General features: G+C 37.8%; 18 protein-coding genes and 1 pseudogene. 10 read left to right on the top strand and 9 right to left on the bottom strand.

Annotated features, from left to right (window positions below):
- Positions 1-36: 36 nt before the first annotated feature.
- Positions 37-798, bottom strand: a complete 762-nt coding sequence (locus GHC26_RS02725) for a WxL domain-containing protein (RefSeq protein WP_163969697.1) — start codon at positions 796-798, stop codon at positions 37-39.
- Between the two features lie 98 nt (positions 799-896).
- Here GHC26_RS02725 and GHC26_RS02720 point away from each other — a divergent pair, with 98 nt between their 5' ends.
- Positions 897-1,937, top strand: coding sequence for a DUF916 domain-containing protein (locus GHC26_RS02720; RefSeq protein WP_163969696.1), 1,041 nt, complete (start codon positions 897-899; stop codon positions 1,935-1,937).
- Positions 1,938-2,110: 173 nt separating this feature from the next.
- Here GHC26_RS02720 and GHC26_RS02715 read toward each other — a convergent pair whose 3' ends face one another.
- Positions 2,111-3,148 (bottom strand): zinc-binding dehydrogenase, encoded by a 1,038-nt coding sequence (locus tag GHC26_RS02715; RefSeq protein WP_163969695.1) that lies wholly within the window; start codon positions 3,146-3,148, stop codon positions 2,111-2,113.
- 188 nt (positions 3,149-3,336) lie between these two features.
- Here GHC26_RS02715 and GHC26_RS02710 point away from each other — a divergent pair, with 188 nt between their 5' ends.
- Genes GHC26_RS02710 through GHC26_RS02700 form a run of 3 tightly spaced genes read left to right on the top strand, consistent with a single transcriptional unit; the run spans position 3,337 to position 4,026 of the window.
- Entirely contained in the window at positions 3,337-3,663 is a 327-nt protein-coding gene (locus tag GHC26_RS02710) for a hypothetical protein (RefSeq protein WP_163969694.1), read from the top strand.
- Between the two features lie 37 nt (positions 3,664-3,700).
- Positions 3,701-3,868, top strand: coding sequence for a hypothetical protein (locus GHC26_RS02705; protein WP_163969693.1), 168 nt, complete (start codon positions 3,701-3,703; stop codon positions 3,866-3,868).
- Positions 3,865-4,026 (top strand): LuxR C-terminal-related transcriptional regulator, encoded by a 162-nt coding sequence (locus GHC26_RS02700; protein WP_163969692.1) that lies wholly within the window; start codon positions 3,865-3,867, stop codon positions 4,024-4,026. Before GHC26_RS02705 ends, GHC26_RS02700 begins: the two co-directional genes overlap by 4 nt.
- Positions 4,027-4,096: 70 nt before the next feature.
- Here the strand turns inward: GHC26_RS02700 and GHC26_RS02695 are convergent, their stop codons facing one another.
- The 3 genes from GHC26_RS02695 to GHC26_RS02685 form a co-directional block, all read right to left on the bottom strand.
- On the bottom strand, positions 4,097-5,560 hold the full coding sequence (locus GHC26_RS02695) for a zinc ribbon domain-containing protein (protein ID WP_163969691.1): 1,464 nt from the start codon (positions 5,558-5,560) through the stop codon (positions 4,097-4,099).
- Positions 5,561-6,193: 633 nt separating this feature from the next.
- Positions 6,194-7,201 (bottom strand): ABC transporter substrate-binding protein, encoded by a 1,008-nt coding sequence (locus tag GHC26_RS02690; protein ID WP_226376826.1) that lies wholly within the window; start codon positions 7,199-7,201, stop codon positions 6,194-6,196.
- A gap of 16 nt (positions 7,202-7,217) precedes the next feature.
- A complete protein-coding gene (locus GHC26_RS02685) occupies positions 7,218-8,003 on the bottom strand; it encodes a carbon-nitrogen hydrolase family protein (protein ID WP_163969690.1) in 786 nt (261 codons plus the stop codon).
- 368 nt (positions 8,004-8,371) lie between these two features.
- Here GHC26_RS02685 and GHC26_RS02680 point away from each other — a divergent pair, with 368 nt between their 5' ends.
- The 5 genes from GHC26_RS02680 to GHC26_RS02660 all read left to right on the top strand — a co-directional run bounded on the left by GHC26_RS02680 (position 8,372) and on the right by GHC26_RS02660 (position 14,081).
- Positions 8,372-9,622, top strand: a complete 1,251-nt coding sequence (locus GHC26_RS02680) for an Nramp family divalent metal transporter (protein WP_163969689.1) — start codon at positions 8,372-8,374, stop codon at positions 9,620-9,622.
- Between the two features lie 20 nt (positions 9,623-9,642).
- The gene (locus tag GHC26_RS02675) at positions 9,643-10,659 is read left to right on the top strand and encodes an NAD-dependent epimerase/dehydratase family protein (protein ID WP_163969688.1); all 1,017 of its coding nucleotides are present in this window, start codon (positions 9,643-9,645) and stop codon (positions 10,657-10,659) included.
- A 1-nt stretch (position 10,660) separates the two neighbouring features.
- On the top strand, positions 10,661-11,719 hold the full coding sequence (locus tag GHC26_RS02670; RefSeq protein WP_163969687.1) for a dihydrodipicolinate synthase family protein: 1,059 nt from the start codon (positions 10,661-10,663) through the stop codon (positions 11,717-11,719).
- A 161-nt stretch (positions 11,720-11,880) separates the two neighbouring features.
- Positions 11,881-13,182: a GGDEF domain-containing protein gene (locus tag GHC26_RS02665; protein WP_163969686.1), complete on the top strand. Its 1,302-nt coding sequence runs from the start codon at positions 11,881-11,883 to the stop codon at positions 13,180-13,182.
- 5 nt (positions 13,183-13,187) lie between these two features.
- Complete coding sequence (locus GHC26_RS02660) at positions 13,188-14,081, top strand: Gfo/Idh/MocA family oxidoreductase (protein ID WP_163969685.1); 894 nt, start codon at positions 13,188-13,190, stop codon at positions 14,079-14,081.
- Positions 14,082-14,187: 106 nt separating this feature from the next.
- Here GHC26_RS02660 and GHC26_RS02655 read toward each other — a convergent pair whose 3' ends face one another.
- The 4 genes and pseudogenes from GHC26_RS02655 to GHC26_RS02640 all read right to left on the bottom strand — a co-directional run bounded on the left by GHC26_RS02655 (position 14,188) and on the right by GHC26_RS02640 (position 18,309).
- Positions 14,188-15,006: a creatininase family protein gene (locus GHC26_RS02655; protein ID WP_163969684.1), complete on the bottom strand. Its 819-nt coding sequence runs from the start codon at positions 15,004-15,006 to the stop codon at positions 14,188-14,190.
- Positions 15,007-15,030: 24 nt separating this feature from the next.
- Entirely contained in the window at positions 15,031-16,443 is a 1,413-nt protein-coding gene (locus tag GHC26_RS02650) for an APC family permease (RefSeq protein WP_163969683.1), read from the bottom strand.
- Between the two features lie 104 nt (positions 16,444-16,547).
- Positions 16,548-17,318, bottom strand: coding sequence for an IclR family transcriptional regulator (locus GHC26_RS02645; protein ID WP_163969682.1), 771 nt, complete (start codon positions 17,316-17,318; stop codon positions 16,548-16,550).
- 251 nt (positions 17,319-17,569) lie between these two features.
- A pseudogene (locus GHC26_RS02640) lies at positions 17,570-18,309 on the bottom strand (glucose 1-dehydrogenase).
- Between the two features lie 289 nt (positions 18,310-18,598).
- Between GHC26_RS02640 and GHC26_RS02635 the strand changes: the two are divergent.
- Positions 18,599-19,519 carry a DMT family transporter gene (locus GHC26_RS02635; protein WP_163969681.1) on the top strand — a complete coding sequence of 307 codons (921 nt, stop codon included), beginning with the start codon at positions 18,599-18,601 and terminating at the stop codon, positions 19,517-19,519.
- Positions 19,520-19,580 lie beyond the last annotated feature (61 nt).

The raw sequence follows: 19,580 nt of genomic DNA, 5'->3' as shown, positions 1-19,580 counted from the left end.
AGAACAAAAATCGAGGGGTAATAAGCCCCCCGATTTTTATGGTCCATTATTGATGGTGACGGTTATGGTAGATGTATAGGTTCCAGTGTAGGCACCCGCTGGAATTCTTAGGTCTAAGTCTTCTGGATTAAAGGAAACACTGTATCTTCCTAACCCTTCTCCAACTGGGGCACTTAAAATAGTTGTACCAGTATTATCCACTGTTCCACCAGTTTTTTGTATATTATCAGTTGATGTAGATTCATTAAGTGCAGTAAGAGTCGGTGCTTCTACCGTCAATGCATCAACTGGTAACTCATTACCTTCTCCATCTGTGCTAACAAACGGACTGGCGGTCATCACAACATTCCACCCAGCACCTGAACCTCTTGGATCTGTAATCTCAAAGGAATCAATTTGTGCTTGTGTATTTTGCACTTCCCCATTTAGTGTCACTGCTGAGAATGTTCCAACCGATAATCTATCAACTAATACCGATTCGCCACCTGTTTCAACACCAACCTCGGTTTCAGCAGTGGCCGCATGTGCCAAATTACCTCCACCAGGTGCAACAAGTGCCATTCCTAACATACTTGCAATGACCATACCACCAACCATAACCTTAATCTTCTTATACTTTACGTTTGGTAAATGTTTATTGACATAATCTTGAGCAGCCTTTTCCACTTGACCATTGTTTTTCGTACCAAGCTCCGCAGAAAACTCTTCCAACGCATTGGGTGAAGTATCTAAGTGGAGCACAACTTCAATATATCCATTCGGTTGTTCATGAACCTCATGCCCTTTAAAACGAACCATTTTTTGATATCACTCCTTTCTTTCTCCTTTACTATTTGTTAATGTCATACTTTTATACAGCTTGGATACACTAAATCCTAAGAAAGGTGGTCTTTTTTATGACAAGAATGATAATTATTTACTTATTTGCCGTTATAATATGTCTTTATCCAGGAACCTTATTTGCACAAGAAAATGAGGAGAACAGTGGTCCACCACTCATTGTCGAGCCACTTTATCCCGATAACCAAGTAGACAACATTCGAGGGTATTTTCGAATGAATGTAGAGCCAGAACAGGAGCAAACGCTTAACGTAAAATTAACGAATAACCTTGATGCAGAGTTAACAGTTCGTATAGAAGGTGCAAATGCTTATACAAATCCTACTGGTGAAATCTTGTATGGAAAAGATATTGAATCAGAAAAAACCACTTTACTAAATGATGCGATACAACTGGAACGCTATATAACCGTCCGGCCAGAAATTACACTAGCTCCAAATGAATCACAAGAGGTCCCTGTTGAAATTGTTGTTCCTGACACAAATGAAGGGACCATCTTAGGCGGCATTCGCTTTATAACGGGGGGAACTGATGAAAATAATGTTGAAGAAGCAGGGGAAGATGAAGCGAATTTTATTTTAAAAACCGAAACCGTTCACGCGGTTGCCATTCAGTTAGATCTACCGAATAAAACAGAACCACGTTTTGAACTGGGAAATGCAGATTTTACACCTGAAGGACCAAGTGTATACATCGAAATGATTAACAATGCACAGATGATTCAAGAGGATATTACGGCTGAATACACCGTAGAAGATGGGGAAGGAAACCAGCTGTTTGAAGGGACAACCAATACATTTAAGATGGCACCTAAAACGCAAATTCGCTATCCCCTTTCATGGGATTATGAGACGTTAGAAGAAGGGGATTATCAAGTATATGTGAAAGCAAATGTCAATAATAATGAAATCGTTGCTGAAGAGGAGTTTACGATTGGGGATGACGCGATTGATGACTATGTGGAAAGAACCCAACCAACCGTAAACCGTGATACAGATGAGGCAGGATTCCCAACATGGATTTTATACGTTATTGGCGGAGCACTAATTGCTGGTACCATGTATTTAATTGGAAGACGGAAAGGACAGGGAACATGATCAGTTATCATTAATGAAGGAATGAGGGGCCAACTTGCTGAATTGATGGCAATCTTTTCGTCTTTATACGTATAACCCTCCAAATTTTGGTAATAATTCAAAGCTGAATAATAATAAGAGAAAGAAAAACCCCACATCGTATCGGATACGATAGCGTGTGGAGTTTTCTTTCATTAATTAGCGTAGTCCGTTACAATAAAAGTTCCCGTTGTTTTATAGTTACTCATATCTTCAAAAATATTTTCTACCTGTGAAAGAGAAATTTCATCAGTAACCATTTTTCCTGGTTGAAGTTTTCCTTGAGATACAAGCGACAGCATTGAATCAAAACGATGCGCTGGCATACCAAGTGTCGTAATAAAGGACTTTTCTGCCATAACCATGTCATCTATTGGAATCGCAATCTTCCCAGCCTCTTTTTTCGTCGTTACACCAACTTGCAGATGACGTCCACCTTTTTTCAAGCTATTAATCCCGCTCACACATGTTTGCGTAATACCTAATGCGTCAACTGAAACATCAGCACCACCTTTGGTAATTTCCTTGACTGCTTCAACAGGGTCTACATCTTTACTATTAATCGTGTGAGCAGCTCCCATTTGTTTTGCCAGTTCTAAATTCGCATTATTAATATCAACACCGATAACCTCTGCTCCCATTGCTGTTGCAATATGGATGGCAGATAACCCAATACCACCACATCCATAGACAACAACTTTTTCACCTGGTAATACGTTCACCCGATCAATTACACCGTGATAGCTCGTCATAAAACGACAGCCCATTGCAGCTGCATCACGAAAACTAACATTTTCTGGAATATGCACAACATTTCGGTCACCATGTGGTACTCCCACATATTCCCCATAACCACCTGTATATGCTAGTCCAGGTACTAGAAATGAATCACAAAGGTGTGTATCTCCGCTCAAACAATGCGGACATGTCCCATCACTACCTGAAAAAGGGACAATAACACGATCACCTTTTTTAAAATTTTTTATCTCACTTCCGACTTCCTCTACAATTCCAGCCAGCTCATGTCCTATAATTGGCTGTGGTATAGCTTGATCACCTACCCACATATGCCAATCACTTCGACATACACCATTTGCCATCGTTTTAACCAAAATACCATCCTTATCAATGGTTGGGTCTGGTACCTCTTGTACAGACATTTTTTTCACATCTTCTAAAACTAATGCTCTCATGTAAAAAACTCCTTCCCCAATTTTTTTACCCAAATTGCCAATTTCCCTTATATCGCTAAGGAAAGCGATTACAAAATAAATCCCTTCAAACCTTCTAATAGGTATATTTTAATGATATAATTTTCTGTATAATGATGAAATTCCCAATTTTGTATAGTTGACTTCCCTCAAAAGGAGATGATACGAAAATGCTAACTTATACCATTCAGGAGAAATTGGCAAAAATCGAACAAACATCTACACAAGAAAAACAACTGATTAAAATCTTAGATGTATTTCTAGAAACGTTTCCCGTCCAAAACGCGTTCTTATTTCGTTACTCCCATATTGGGTACCTTGGTGAAGGGATTATTTCGATGGATGAAAGTGGCCAAGTAATTTACTTGAATGAGCGTGATGATATACGTTCCTTACCAACCATTGAAGCAGCTATTCAAGACCGAAAAGCGATGTACTATACTGGAAGAGAAATTTTTGAGAAAACAAGTATGATATTTAATCGACCCCACTGTTAAGTCATTTCTAATTGTCCCGATTACATTTGGCTCTGTTGTGATTGGGTATATTTATAGTAATCAGATGGAGGATGAAGCCTTTTTTAGTGAAGAAATGCTAACAGACATTACCACATATGGACATGCAGTGGGTGAAATCTTACAACATACCACTATTAACCAAAAAGAAGATAACCTTAGTAATCGGGAACGACAAGTAATATGAAAATAGGACAGGAGGAAACAACAAAATTAATAGCAGCAGCATTATCTATTAGTGAATTCACAGCAAAGCAATATGTGAAACAAGCCTTACAAAAATTAAACGCACAAAATCGTGCATATGCAGTGGCTATACTATTTCGAAAAGGAATTATTTCATAACACTACTATCAATCGCAACAAGCACTCCAAAAAAACTGCTAGAACAACAAGTTGTCCTAACAGTTATAAGTTACTGCTCATTCGTCCAGATTAGTTCCCAAACTTGATAGTATTCATCCGAGATTCGGGATACGGTATAACGGGATTCAAAGGTTTTTCGTTGTGTACTATCATCGGCATAATGAATGTCATACACTTCAATTGTATCGACTATAAAATCATCACCATCTACTTCAATATTTTCAACACTGACGGATATAACATCCTCTGTAATTCCTTCCTCATACACATAATTGATATAGTCTCTTGACTCAGGGTAAGCCTTCCCTTCTGGATGTAACATCGGCTCTACAATTGAAAAATCACCTAGATTCATAGCTGTTACACTAGTAGTTGCATAGACTTCCATAAAATCTACTAATGCTGGATATTTTGCTACATTGTCCCGTGCCACATCTTCATTATTCGATCCATTATTTGAGCCTGAGCGATCAGCACTTTCTTTTTCAGCGAAGTTCAAATGAATGGTTTTTTCATCCGTAATCGCTACTTCCTCTGTTTTTTCGTCATCAAATTCAGCATGAACAACGAGTGAACCATCTGTTGCGACCGGTCCTAGTTCAAATCCACCACCAATCGCTCCGGTTTCTTCTCCATTAATAAAGAGGGTACTATCCCTTTCATTCGAGCGGACTTTTACATGATGGTCATCAAAATCGAGAAATACCGCTAATACATTTTGCTTGGCTTCCAGAAAATCGAGTTCCATTTCTTTTGATAGATCGGTATATTCCCCTTCATAGCTCCCTTTTATTGTATAAGCACCTGGTAGTATGTGTTTTAAGGTAACAGGTTCTGTTAAGGTATGTGTTTCCCCTTGTAACGTTACCGCTGCTCCTTTTAAATCAGCTTCCATTTCTACCTCAAATGGAATAGCTTTTATTCGATAATCATCATATAATCCGAACTTTTTACCTGATTGAATTAATTCTATTAGTTCATTTCCACTATTTTCAATTAGGACTCGTTGGGAAGTTATCGTGTTTTGCGCAGCATGATAGGCTTTTGTTAGGTCTGATGCATAATCTATTTCAAGACCTTTTAAAAAGGATAAGTACGTTTGGATCGTCTCATCAGATAAATCATTAGGAAAAGCCGTAAATTGCATGACTGATTTAGCTAGTTCGGCATCTTCATTAGCAACTGCCTTATCAAATGTTTCGGCTATGCTTTCCGGTGAATAGCGATGTTCTAGTACTTTATGTCCTCCAAACCCTGCTACTACTAGTAGAAGGACTAGGACAAATAATACTTTTGTTTTAATAGACATTTTTTTCTTTGGTTTAGCCTGTTTTGGTGTTGATGATTGATTTAAACGACGTGATTGTTGTGGTTGGGGCTTGATTGTTTTGTTTTCAGCTAGAGCCTTATTCTCCGTATTACTCTCAGACTCTTGTGTTACAGGATGACCACATGATGTACAAAAAGAATGGTCATTTTTTACCTTTGAACCACAATTCTTACAAAATTCCACCCTCGTCATTCCCTTCCTTTGTTTATGGTTTAGAAAAACTCACATTCGCTCGTCCTTTAGCGAGGGTGTTAGTTTTTCTTATACTTGGGACGTAAAAATTTTTGCTATGTCGAGTCCACTTCTTGGCTAAAACTTTATACTTTCCTAACGTGGAACAAAAGCTAGAAGCACCTTGGTCACCCCCGATTAGAAAACTTGGCTTGTCGCCAAGTGGCGAAAGCCTTAGTTGCACTTATGCAGTAAGAAGGTTCTCTTATCTGCCAAGCATAAGCCAAGCCTTGTCGTGGCGCTTTTTGCGCGTAGTGTGGATTGACTTATGACCTCGAGGGGTAGGCGCTAGAGCTGGACGTGGCCTTTCCTATACAAGGCAGCAATGATGCCAACTCTTTTATACTTTCCTTTTAAGCCTTGTCTGACTTAACTTCTCATGGTTATGTAGTTCACTTTTCAAATCTAACAATCTACTTTTCACTCCTACAATAGTACCATAATTCCTAGTAGAATTCTTCATACTTTTTAGCTCCAGAGGGAAAATTTACCCTTTCCACTTAACTACTATAATTGCAGTAAAAAGCTGTTCGCAATACACTGCGAACAGCTTTCATTCGACAAAATTCGGGTGGTGACAGGCACCTATTCGATTTCTGCTTTTACTTTTTCCACTACGTCTTCGGATACCCATTCGGTCCATAGATCTTCATTTTCTTGTAAGAATTTCACTGCTGCGTCATAAGCAGATGCACCATTGTCTTGAATATAGGCTAATGCTTCATTTGCAATAGCACTGGAAGTTTGATAATTACTTAGAAAATCGGTTACTTCTGGTGCACGATCAGACAAACCTGATGTAGCCACGATCTCAATATCTTGTGTTGCAATGGAAGCTAATGGACCTTCTTCTTTTTCAACAAGAGGCGTCATATCATATTTACCCATAATCCAGTTTGGTTCATAGTTATATCCAACCCATGGCTCTCCTTTTTCATAAGCATCTGTTAACGATGTATTAATTGCCGCTTCAGAGCCTGGACGGAAATAATTAAATGTTTCATCTAAATTATATTCTTCATATGCCTCAAAAAGAATCTCATCGACAGTCCAACCTGAAATGGAACCAATAATACGTCCTTTAGAAGGATCTTCAGGGTCCTCAAACAGATCTTTATATTCTGGTAAATCCGATACATACTTTAAATCCAGTGTCATTGGGTCAATGCCACGCTCACTATCCCCTTCAATCATATAAGTAGGTACATAAAAACCTTGGTAATTATCATCGAAATTTAAAGAAAGTACTTCAAAGTGGCCATTTTCAATTCCATCATTATAAATATCTGTCAAATTATCTTTCCAGACTTCCATGTGGACATCTATATCGCCTTCTTCAATACCAGCGAAAATAGCTGTACTAGAACCTGTACGTTGTTCTGATTCATATCCATAGCCTGCATCAAGAATAATTCCTGCTATTTCGTTATGAAAACGAAGACTATCCCAACCTGCATCAGCAAAAATAATTGGTTCTTTATCTTCGGCTTCTTCTCCATCACCAGAAGCTGATGAATCTCCACAACCTGCCATAAATACCAATACAGCAAGTAATAAAATACTTGTTACCCATCTCGTCATTTTTTTGTTCAACCTAATTCCCCTCCAGTTATGATTTCAAAAGCTGACCATATAATTTGGGAGCACGATTTTCTCGGTATTGTAATTGCTTGTCTCTCGGTTGATGAATACCGACTTCTATCGTCTCTGTTTTCTCGCTGCTCCTTAGCTTGGTAACCTGTCGTCCAAATGCGTCATAAGCTGCACTTTCACCAAAAAATGTCAAATCCCGTTCTCCCCCAACACGATTGCACAATACAATAGGAATCTCATTTTCCATCGATCTACTTTTCAAGAAGGTATCTTGATAGACTTGGTATGGCTCCATATTATTCGTTGGGCTGACAATGATATCTGCACCCTTCAATTGCAGTGTGCGTGCTGTTTCAGGAAAATCCAGATCAAAGCAAATCATGATGCCAATCTTTCCTATTGCACTGTCAAACACGAAAAAGTCATCACCTGGAGTGAATACTTCCTTTTCTTTATCATACAAGTGGACCTTCCGATAAGTGCCAATGATTTCACCATGATTGGAGATCAGACATGCCGCATTATAAATCCTTCCATCTTCACTCAACTCTGGCCAAGGCAAAACAACATGTACATTATAATGCTTACATTGCTGTTGTATGTAACGAATACTGTCTCCATCAATCGGCTCAGCCATTTGCGAATCAACGTCTTGAATGAAATAGCCCGTTAAACCCAATTCAGGAAATACAACAAGCTCAGAATCCTCATTAGAAGCCTGTTCCATGATTCTAGTAATCTTATTCAAATTCGCTTGTTTATTTCCTAGACTCGGTTCAAACTGACCAAGTGTAACCTTCATAAGACACGCTCCCCTCGACAAAATTCGGGAAGTGACAGGCACCTCCTTATTAAGGATAGGGTAATCTACCATCGAAAACAAATACTGGTTGATGGTGATATCACTCGATATACATCATCTTTTGGAGTTATTTATTGTTTTTAGTATGTTAATGATCATTAATACTGTTATTTTTCAGAATTTACGGGTTAATGGGGAAATATGTATTTGACTATACGTTTCCTTTTATAAAAGGGGATAGATAGTGTTCATTCTAGGAATTAAAAAAGATCCACTTAAAGACATATTTAAGACATTTTCTTTAATTTTAATATGGAATATAATGAATTCAATTAATATTTTAAAAAATATTTGTTAGGAGGGATTTGATGGAAACGCAACTAAGAGATGATGTAACAAATGAAAGCGGTAACAAAAAGCGTGGTGGCAAGAGAAACATTCTATTATTTTTAGGTCCTGCACTAATTACTTCTGCGCTAGTCTTAGGACCAGGAAGTTTAACAACCTCTTCATCGATGGGAGCACTTTTTGGAAATGATTTAATTTGGGTAATTGTTGCAACAGTCATTTTCATGATGATTTATACCGAAATGAGTACAAGAATTGGTATAGCATCTGACATTAGTTTCATTCAAGTGATCAAACAGAAATGGGGTAAATTGGGAGGCATATTAATTGGGTTAGGAGCTTTCCTAGTAACTTCCTCATTCCAGGCAGGGAACTCCATTGGAATTGGTGTTGCTGCATCCAATATTTTTGGACTTAATCCTGAATTTTGGGTTGCTGCCTTCACCATCGTGGGAGCTTCCTTATTATTTGCGAAAGACTTCTACTCAGCATTAGAAAAATTAATGATTGCTCTTGTCGCAATGATGTTAATTTCCTTTTTAGTAACAGTCTTTTTAGCAAAACCATCCATTGGATCAATGGCTAGCGGACTAATTCCATCTATTCCAGATGGTTCTATGGGATTAATCATTGCATTTACTGCTACATGTTTTTCCATCGTTGGAGCTAGTTACCAATCCTATCTTGTACAAGAGAAGGGATGGACGAAAGATATCGTAAAACAAGGGATGAAAGAATCTTATCTAGGTATCTTCTTATTAGGATTAATTTCACTACTAGTGATGATTACTGCAGCAGCAGTATTAAAACCTGCAGGCATTCAAATTAATTCCATTGAAGACATGGGTCTAGCACTTGAACCTCTGTATGGATCATGGGCAACTATTATCTTCATGATAGGTCTATTTGGAGCAGCATTTTCTTCCCTAATGGGGAATTCCACGATTGGCGGTGCAATGATATCGGATAGTTTTGGATTTGGAAGCAAACTAACCAATGTAAAAGTAAAAATCGCGATTATTGCTGTGATGTTATTTGGTTCGATTATTGCCATTATTTTTGGTGGCGCACCAGTTAATATGATAATTTTCGCACAGGCCATAACTATTATTGCTGTACCATTTATTGCAATAGCACTATTAGTTGTTGCCAATGATGAAGAAATTATGGGAGATCTAAAAAATACGTTATTCAAAAATATACTCGCAATATCAGGGTTAATCGTATTAATTCTATTAGCTATTAATAACATCAACAATATTTTTCTATAAAACTACAATGAGGTGATTACATGCAAACAATCGAAGAATTAAATGAAATCATGACTAAACCTACTTCCCGTTTGATACAGGATATGAAAAAAATCGAAGGGGATATCATGATTCTAGGTGTAGGTGGAAAAATGGGACCATCCATGGCAAAGCTTGCAAAACGAGCCATTAATGAAGCAAATGTAACGAAACGAGTTATTGGAGTTTCTCGTTTTTCCTCAGGTACATTAAAAGAAGAATTAGAGTCCTGTGGCATTGAAACTATTGCAGCTGACTTACTAAATGACGAAGAACTTCAATCATTACCAGACGTCGAAAATATTATTTTTATGGCTGGAAAGAAATTTGGAACCGTCGGCAATGAACATCAAACCTGGGCCATGAATGCGTACCTACCAGGAAGAGTTGCTGATAAGTTTCCTAATGCAAATATTGTGGTCTTTTCATCAGGAAATATCTATCCATTTGTCGATATTACAAAAGCAGGCTGTATAGAGGAAACTCCAACCAATCCAGTAGGAGAATATGCACAATCTTGCTTAGGAAGAGAGCGCATGTTTACGTATTTTTCTAAACAAAACAATACACCTATTTTATTATTTCGCTTAAGCTATGCGATCGACATGCGATATGGCGTGCTATTAGAAATTGCAAAACAAGTCTATCAGGAAAAACCGGTCGACTTAACAACTGGACATGTTAATGTTATTTGGCAAGGGGATGCCAATGAATATGCCATTCGCTCATTGCTTCATTGCAGTACGGATCCGGCCATTTTAAATATTACAGGCCCAGAAACAATTTCTGTGCGTTGGGTAGCAGAAGAATTTGGCAGACACTTTGACAAAGAGGTCTTCTTTAGAAATGACGAAGAACAAAGTGCACTTCTCAATAATGCAAGCAAGGCACATAAACTTTTTGGTTACCCTAGTGTACCTTTACAGCAAATGATTGAATGGACAGCCGATTGGCTAAAACATGATGGGGAAATGATAGATAAACCAACTCACTTCCAAGAAAGACAAGGAGCGTTTTAACATGTTAAAAACAACTATAAAAGATCTATTATTTGAGGGAACCGTTATTCCTGCGCATCCACTTGCTATTACAAAAGATAAAAAATTAGATGAACAACGTCAACGTGCCTTAACAAACTATTATATGGATGCTGGTGCCGGTGGGATTGCAGTCGGTGTCCATACAACACAATTTGAAATTCGCGACCCTGAATTTCAGCTATTTGAAAAAGTATTATCGCTTGCTGCAGAAGAAGTCAGAAATCGTGATTTGAAACGGCCATTTATCAAGATAGCAGGTATTTGTGGACCGACAAACCAAGCTATTCAAGAGGCGAAAACTGCTAAAACATTAGGCTATGATTTAGGGTTATTAAGCTTTGGGGGCCTAAACGATTGGTCAGAAGAAGAATTACTGGCTCATGCTAAACGAGTATCAGAAGAGATTCCGATCTTTGGCTTTTACTTACAATCAGCTGTTGGTGGAAGAGTCCTAAGCTATAATTTTTGGAGACAATTCGCGGAAATACCGAATGTACACGCGATTAAAATTGCACCATTTGATCGTTATAAAACACTGGATGTCGTAAGAGCGGTATGTCACTCGAGTAGAAAGGATGAAATTACACTTTACACTGGGAATGATGATAATATCATCCACGATTTACTAACAACCTATGACATAAAAGTAGGAAACAAGACGGTAACCAAAAACATTGTAGGTGGATTATTAGGACACTGGGCAGTCTGGACGAAAACGGCCGTAGAACATTTTAACCAAATTAAAAAAATACGTGAGGAAAATGGCGATGTATCACAACTTTTCCCATTGGCTCACCAAGTAACCGATGCAAATGCGGCCTTTTTCGATGCAGCTAATCAATTTAAAGGATGTATCGCTGGCATTAATGAAGTACTAACACGTCAAGGACTCTTGCAAGGGAATTGGTGTCTGCGAGATAAAGAAACCTTAAGTCCAGGCCAATCTACAGAAATAGATCGTGTTTATGAGGACTATCCACATTTAGCTGATGATGACTTTATCAAAGAAAATCTATCAAAATGGTTGAAACAAGTTTAATTCAACCAAATAAATGAAGTTAATCGATGGGGTTTCTTCTACTCTCCGTCGATTACTTCGTGCTCTTATTAGCCTTTTCTATATTATGCCTTTTACTTTGATATGATAGAATTAATGATAATTTAAATATTCATTTCTTTTTGGATAAAGGAGATAGACAGATGATAACAATAGGAATAATTGGACCAAGCTGGACAAATGATCGAATTAAGCGGTCAATGGATATGTTTCCAAATTTTGATCCAATCTATCAAACTTCCAATAATATATATGATGCACCAAAATTCACAAAGGCACTAATCGCCAAGTGTGATGTACTCCTATATTCTGGTTTTATCCCTTACTCCATTTCCAAAAAAGAAATACCAAAAAATCTCCCAGCACATTTTATCCCAATAAAAGGTGGTTCCTTGTATCGCTCTTTTTATAAATTACAAAAGAGATTAAATCACTTCCACACTATTTCTATTGACACTTTATCGAAATACGAAATTAACCGTCTTAACCAGGAATTGAATGAATCAATAACAAGCATTCATTATGATTCCAGATTATCGCTAGCAAAAACAGAGGAAATCATATCCTTTCATGAGACAGCCTATAAGGAGCAAGACACCGATTGTGCACTAACTGGATTAAAAGTGGTATCTGAAGCATTAACAGAAATAGGAATACCGAACGAATGGATTGTTCCGACAGAAGAAGATATTATTGTAACCTTAGAACGGGCACTTTTATCAACAGAACAACGAAAGAAATTGGAGTCCCAAATTGTTTTTGGCATTGTACATATCGATAACATTGATCAGTTAAAACGACAATTTACATCAGAACAACACATACAGCGCCTTTATCTAGATGTACAAAAATCAATCCTGGATTATGTAGAAACATTGGAAGGCTATTTAACCGCCTTAAGTGGAAATGAATATATGTTTGTTACTACACGAGGAACATTTGAGCGTGTAACACAGGGGTATAAATATTTTCCACTTATTTCAGATATGAAGCAACAACAAGTACAAATTTCAGTTGGAATTGGATTTGGCGTATCAGCAAATGAGGCTGGTTCGCATGCACGAATGGCTTTGACACAAGCCATTGATTTTGGAGGAGAAGAATGCTTTATCGTAAAAGAAGATCGTAGTGTAATTGGTCCAATCGATAAGGAAGCACCACTTACCTATCCATTGAACATTACGGATGAGGAATTATTAGAGCTAACTGAACAAACGAATATATCTCCTTATTATTTGAGGAAGGTCCTTTCTCTTATCCAACGACAGCATATTGACACGTTTACAGCTCAGGAGCTTGCTGCATCATTAGGTGTAACCACTAGAAGTGCACACCGAATATTATTAGCGTGGTTGGATGCCAATATAGTCGAAATCGTGGGGATCGAAAAACAGCAGACAAAGGGACGACCCCGACAAGTTTATAAAATGCTTTTAACGAGGTGATACGATTGACGTTAAAAATTGGAATGATCGGGTTAGATACTTCTCATGTGGAAATTTTCACAAGCTTATTACACAATCAAAGTAATCAATATAAACAGGCAAAAGTAGTACTAGGATGTCCCTCTCCTTCTAAACAAGTAGCGTTAAGTCGAGAGAGAGTAGATCAATACACGACGAGCGCAAAGGACACTTATCACGTGAAGATCACGGAATCTATCACAGAACTAGCCGAACATACAGATGCCATCATGATAACTGCTGTAGATGGGCAAAAACATTTAGAGCTATTTAAACAAGTAGCAGCATATCAGAAACCTGTCTTTATTGATAAACCTTTTGCTACAACATTGCAAGAAGCATACGAGATATTTGCCATAAGCGAACACTACAATACGCCAATTATGAGCTCGTCCTCTCTCCGTTATGCAGAATCACTACAAAACGAATTAACAAGAATTGAAAAATCTGAACAAAAGCCAACTGGAATTTATGTCAATGGTCCACTCCCTTTTATTAAAGAAATGCCGTATTATTTTTGGTATGGCATTCATATGATCGAAATGCTTGTGACTGTTTTAGGACCACACTATCAAAACGTTCATGTCCATGGAAACGATCAAAATGATGTTATTACTACCGAATGGGAGGATGGCCGTTTTGGGATTATACGTGGTGATCGAAAATGGCATGGAAAATTTGAAGCAGTACTACATTATGAAGAAAATTCGATCCACCTACCAATCTATAAAGATAAAACCCCCTATTATGCTTGTTTACTAAAAGAGATCATTTCCTTTTTTATAACAGGAAAAAACCCTATACCAAAAGAAGAAACACTAGGAATTATTAAAATAATTGAAGATGCGAATCAAAAGCGTAAAATAATTGAACTAACTTAATTATAGGAGAGCTTCTGTTGAATTCAAAGAAAAAAGTGAGGTGGCGCCTAGACTGAGCTCCATCTCACCTTCATTAACAAAAGTTTATGAGTAACGAATCTTCCTTTTACAACGGAATATCTTGATTACGTAGCGACACTTCCACTTCTCCATCACAATAGTCAATAAACTCAGCGATATTATTTACGACCGCTTCATGATACGCTTTTCCTTTTTCTGGGTTCGCTTTCGTTGCATCCCCCATAACACCAATTCCTTTAGTTGCCTCTTTATACGTCGCCACATCACTTGCTGTTATCATCTTATCCCCTTGAACGAGTGGGTCATGTTGCATGAAACGATGATGACTTGGAATATTTTTAACAGAAGCAGATGGCTCACATAAATATGGTAGCAAATGATACATTTGCGATGCTTCTAGTTCTTCTGCATGGCCAATACCGCCTTCTTCTACCTCGCTTAGTTCTTTTCCTTTTTCCGCATTAATATAGAAAGGATCGGCAATTGCCATGAATGCGCCAGTTTTATTGCGCACTTTAGTCATGCCAATTTTAATCGGTGGCAGATTCGCTTCACGATGACCGTTAATCAAAATAATCTTTTCAAACCCATGATAAATTAAACTTTCACACATATCTTCCACCATTGACGTAAGTGTCTCAGGCCGTAATGTAATGGTTCCCGTATAAGCCATGTGATGGGGTGCCCAACCAACCCATAATGGTGGTGCAATCAATGTATTCGTTTTCTTTGCTACATCCTCTGCAATAAGCTGTGATAGGAAAGCATCGGTCCCTAATGGAAGGTGTTTGGCATGCTGCTCCACACTACCAAACGGAACAATAATCGTCTTCTTCTTTTGTAAATAGTTTTCCACATCTTCCCATTTATTTTCCTGTAACCATACATGTTTTAATTGAGCCATTGAACATCCCTCTTTCGATTAAAGTTAGTTTTCATTAGAATTTGCAATTTCTTCCATATCGTTTTCATCTAGGAAATCCCAACGATCCTTTGCATATACATAATACCAGATTGTTAGAATGACAATCCAAGAAATACCTATCAATAAAGGAAGTGTATCGATATACGTAAGAATCCATATACATGCTACTGTCGCTAACACTGCCAAAATAGGTATGTTTTTAATATTGAACGGATAGCGAAAAGAAGGTTTCAGATCTTTTCTTGTCAACCTTACTACGATCAGTGCAACGTTCATAAGAGCCATCATCAACCAGTTGGCAAAAACGGCTGCACTCACTAATAAACTAATCGCTGCTGCATACCCAATTGCACTTGTAAATGTTGCAGCCAAGGCAATAATTCCAGTGAAAATAACAGCATTAGTTGGAACACCAGTTTTGGAGTCTACCTTTCCAAACATAGCAGGAAATGCTTTTTCCCTTGCCCCAGCATATAGCATTCTTGATGACCCTAGTAAACAGCCTATCGTTGAAGTACCGGTTGCGGTTAATGCAGCAATCGCAATTAAGACAGCACCAATTCCTGGTAAAACGCTTTCAACGGCTAGTGATAAAGGTGCACTTGAAGCTGCTAAATCCGCTGGTGATGAAGACGCAACAACACCAAACCCTGTGATCACATATAAAATAACGACTGTAACTAGTGCCGAGACCTGTGCCAGTGGTAAATTACGTCGAGGATTCTTTGCCTCTTCTCCTAAAGTAAGTACTGCTTCCACTTGCATTTGACCGAAAGCAATTAGTGCAGTAGCAGCAAAAACGCCTGTCCATCCATTAGGCAAAAATTCCGAATACTGAAATGGACCAGTTGGGTTAGCAAAAAATGCAATAATCGCAATAGCAAATAAGGCGATTACTTGAATAATCGAAAAAATCGTATTCACTTTTCCGGTTGCTTTAATTCCAATTAATAACAACCCAGTAATAACAACCGAAACAACTGGTGCCACTATCCCTGGTGGTAATCCTGGAAATATAAAATTAAAGTATCCTGCAAACCCTAGATTCACTGCACCTGCAGCAAATGCAAAGGATAGAAAATATAATCCTGCACACCATAAAGCAATGAGTTTCCCTAAATTAGGGGAAATAGCACTAAAAGCATACTTAGAATAAGCATACGATGCTCCTTGATACGGCCAAATGGATGCCAATTCCGCATAGCTCATAGAAGATAGAATAGCGACAACCCCTGCAATCACAAAAGCGACAAACAATGCTGGACCAGCTTCTGCAACGGCAGGACCAATAACCGTAAATATGCCCCCTCCAATTAAAGCACCTACACCAATACTCCATAAATCAACGAATCCTAATCCCCGCTTTAACTTACTCGATTGGACTGTATTCGTATTCATTGTTGCATTTGAACTCAATTTACGTCTCCTCCATCCCATATAATGAAATTTGTAATCCACTATATTAGATGATTCGACAAACAATTCATAATTCCTTCTATAAATTAAAATTTCTAAAAAAATTATTGTTTTATTTTTCCAGAAATTTCTAAAGCTGCTTCTTTTAGCTTGGATATATAGTAAGATTGATCCTCCTCAAAGTCGGATTCTAACCCCACGATACTTAACGCAGCTATAATATATTTTGTGTCTGGATAAAAAACTGGAACAGCTAAGGCAATCGTCCCCTCAAATAATTCGCCATAACTATAACTAAAACCATGAATTGTTATCTTTTTTAATTCATTTTTTATATCATGCAAATCCGTTGGTGTGTTTGGTGTGAACTGCTTCATAGGGGACTGCTCAAGGATCCTATTCTGTTCTGCCTCATCTAAGTAGGCTAGGAGTACTCTTGGACAAGCCGCAGCATATAAAGGCGCTCTTCTTCCAATTGATGGATATAAACGAATTGGACGCCATGATTGGATTTGTTCAATATATAATGCATCTAAACGGTCCTGAATGGCTAGCTGTACATTTAAATTTAATTCATTTCGTAATGCCATCATGCTTTCCCTAGCATATTCCCGAATATCTAAATTCCGATGCACCATTAAGCCTTTTTCAAGAAAAGCATACCCTAAACTATACCAAGTCTTATTCGATAATTTAATCCGTTTCACATACCCAGCGCTTTCCAATGACGTTAACATTCGAAATATCGTTGACCGAGGAATACCAGTTTGCTTGGCAAGATCTTCGAGTGTTAAATTAAATCTCTTTTCCGTAAAACAATTTAATAACAAAAGTGCCTTATCAATACTTGAACTTCTAGTCGTTTTCTCCGACATTCCCATTCCTCCCAATTTTTTTCAGACTAAAACACATCATTATAGAAAAATATAACCAAATACCAAGTTACACTACTAATGTTCTCTATTTCCTGAATCTATGTATACTACTAATTTATCACTTTTAATAAGGAAGAAAAACAATAACTAAACTGTAAGCGGAAAGTCATTTCATCCCATACAAAAAAGCTTGTAGAGAAAAGATCCACTTTCTCCACCAGCTATAGAAAACCTCAATTAGCCAACTACTATTAAATTGCAGAAGCTCCCCCATCAATTACAAAATCGGATCCAGTAGAGTAACTAGATTCATCTGAAGCTAGGAATAAAACAAGGTTCGTTGCTTCTTCCACTTCAGCCACTCGTCCTAAAGGAGTGGATGCTTCAAGTTGTTTAATAATTTATTCGTTTTCAGGAAGATCAATCATCGGCGTTCAAATAGCACCTGGATGCAGAGAGTTCACACGAATATTATGTTATGCGAGTTCTGCAAGCAGATGCCTTGGTCATCCCACGTCCCGCAAACTTGGACGTGCCATATGCCATTTACCCCATGCCACCAACAAGACCAGCCATAGAGGATATATTGACAATAGAGCCACCATCTGTTTTCTTCATTGATGATAGAACAGCTTTAGTACCTAAAAATACGGACACCTGATTCACATCAATCACTTTTCTATATTGGTCTTCTGTCATTTCATCTATTGGTATGGAAACACTAATACTGGCATTGTTAACCAAAATATCGATAGGACCAAATGTTTCTTCTGTTTTTTGTACAACATTTTCCCAATCACTAGCATTACTTACATCGTGTTTAATAAATAGTCGTTATCTCCAAGTTCTTTTGCTAGTTTTTCCCCTTCTTCTTCAAGCAAATCGGTGAAACTACCTTCGCACCTTCCTTCACAAATCGTTTCGTATGTGCAGCTCCTTGTCCACGTGCAGCACCTGTCACAATTGCCACTTTACCTTCTAATCTACTCATTTTGATTCCTTCCCTACTAATTTAAAGTGCTTATATTAACCTTGTATTACTATTCAAACTACTCGCTCACTTAATGAAATCTCTCACTTGTGAACGATACATAAATGAAAAGCATACACTACAAAATAAGAGAAATACTTTCACTGACAAGGTTTTGACAAAAAAAGAAAGCGGATAAAACATCTTTTTCTTTCATCATCTCGACACTAGCTAGCATACATGTTATATATAGAGAGCAAGGAGTAGTACTGAATCCTTTGACAATATAGAGAGAAAAGAAGGTGAAAGTATGAAACAATCATTTGCTTACTTTGTAACGATCTTGGGAGCGAGCTTTTGGGGTCTTACAGGTCTTTTTGTGGAATCACTGTATCAGTTTGGGTTCACACCATGGGAAGTCGTAACCATCCGCTTAACAAGTGCAACGATTATCCTACTATTTTTTATTTGTCTATTTTCGCCAAAGCACTTAAAAATCAAGCTAAAACACCTCCCCCATTTCTTTGGGTTAGGTGTTGGAAGTATCGTTCTATTTAATTGGCTTTACTTCACGGTCATGGAGCAAACATCCTTGTCCATTGCGGTAGTCCTATTGTACACATCACCGATCTTTGTATCGATTTTATCTAAAATCTTTTTCAATGAAACGATCACACGCAAAAAAGTAGCCGCATTAATCATGACCGTTGTAGGGTGTTCCATGGTCATTAAGTTATTTCCACTGGGGGATACGAATATTCCAATCATTAGCGTTATCCTAGGATTACTTTCCGCCTTTTTCTGTGGCCTATACAGCGTTATTGGAAAGTCCGTCAGTGCCAATTATAATTTCCTGACTATTACGTTGTACACCTTGCTAACAGGATCCGTATTTATCTTTCCAACGAGTCAGATTTGGCAAAAGGCGCAAGTGTTCCAAATTCCTGAGGTATGGATGAACGTGATTGGAGTTGCAGTTATTTCAACTGTGTTAGCCTATATTTTATACACGTTTGGCCTTTCTTATATTGAATCAAGCAAAGCATCCATTCTCGGATCAGTGGAGCCAATTATTGCAATCCTTGTTGGTGTCATCGTTTTCGGCGATTCATTCAGTATCTGGCAATTCTTTGGAATCGTGATGGTTATTTCTTCAGCGTTTATTACAGTATTTCACAAAAAACGCAAAATCAGAATACGAGGTGAACGACTCAAATGGCGCAAAGCGTAGCCTGAAAACCTGCCTAGCTTATCGTATAAAAAACGATCTAGGCAGGTTTTTCTAATTCGAC

The sequence above is a fragment of the Oceanobacillus halotolerans genome, from assembly GCF_010993955.1.
In the GTDB taxonomy this organism is placed as follows: Bacteria; Bacillota; Bacilli; order Bacillales; family Amphibacillaceae; genus Oceanibacillus_A; species Oceanibacillus_A halotolerans.
The sequence above is the reverse complement of the archived record's forward strand: the minus strand, read 5'-3'. Positions and strand labels throughout refer to the sequence as shown.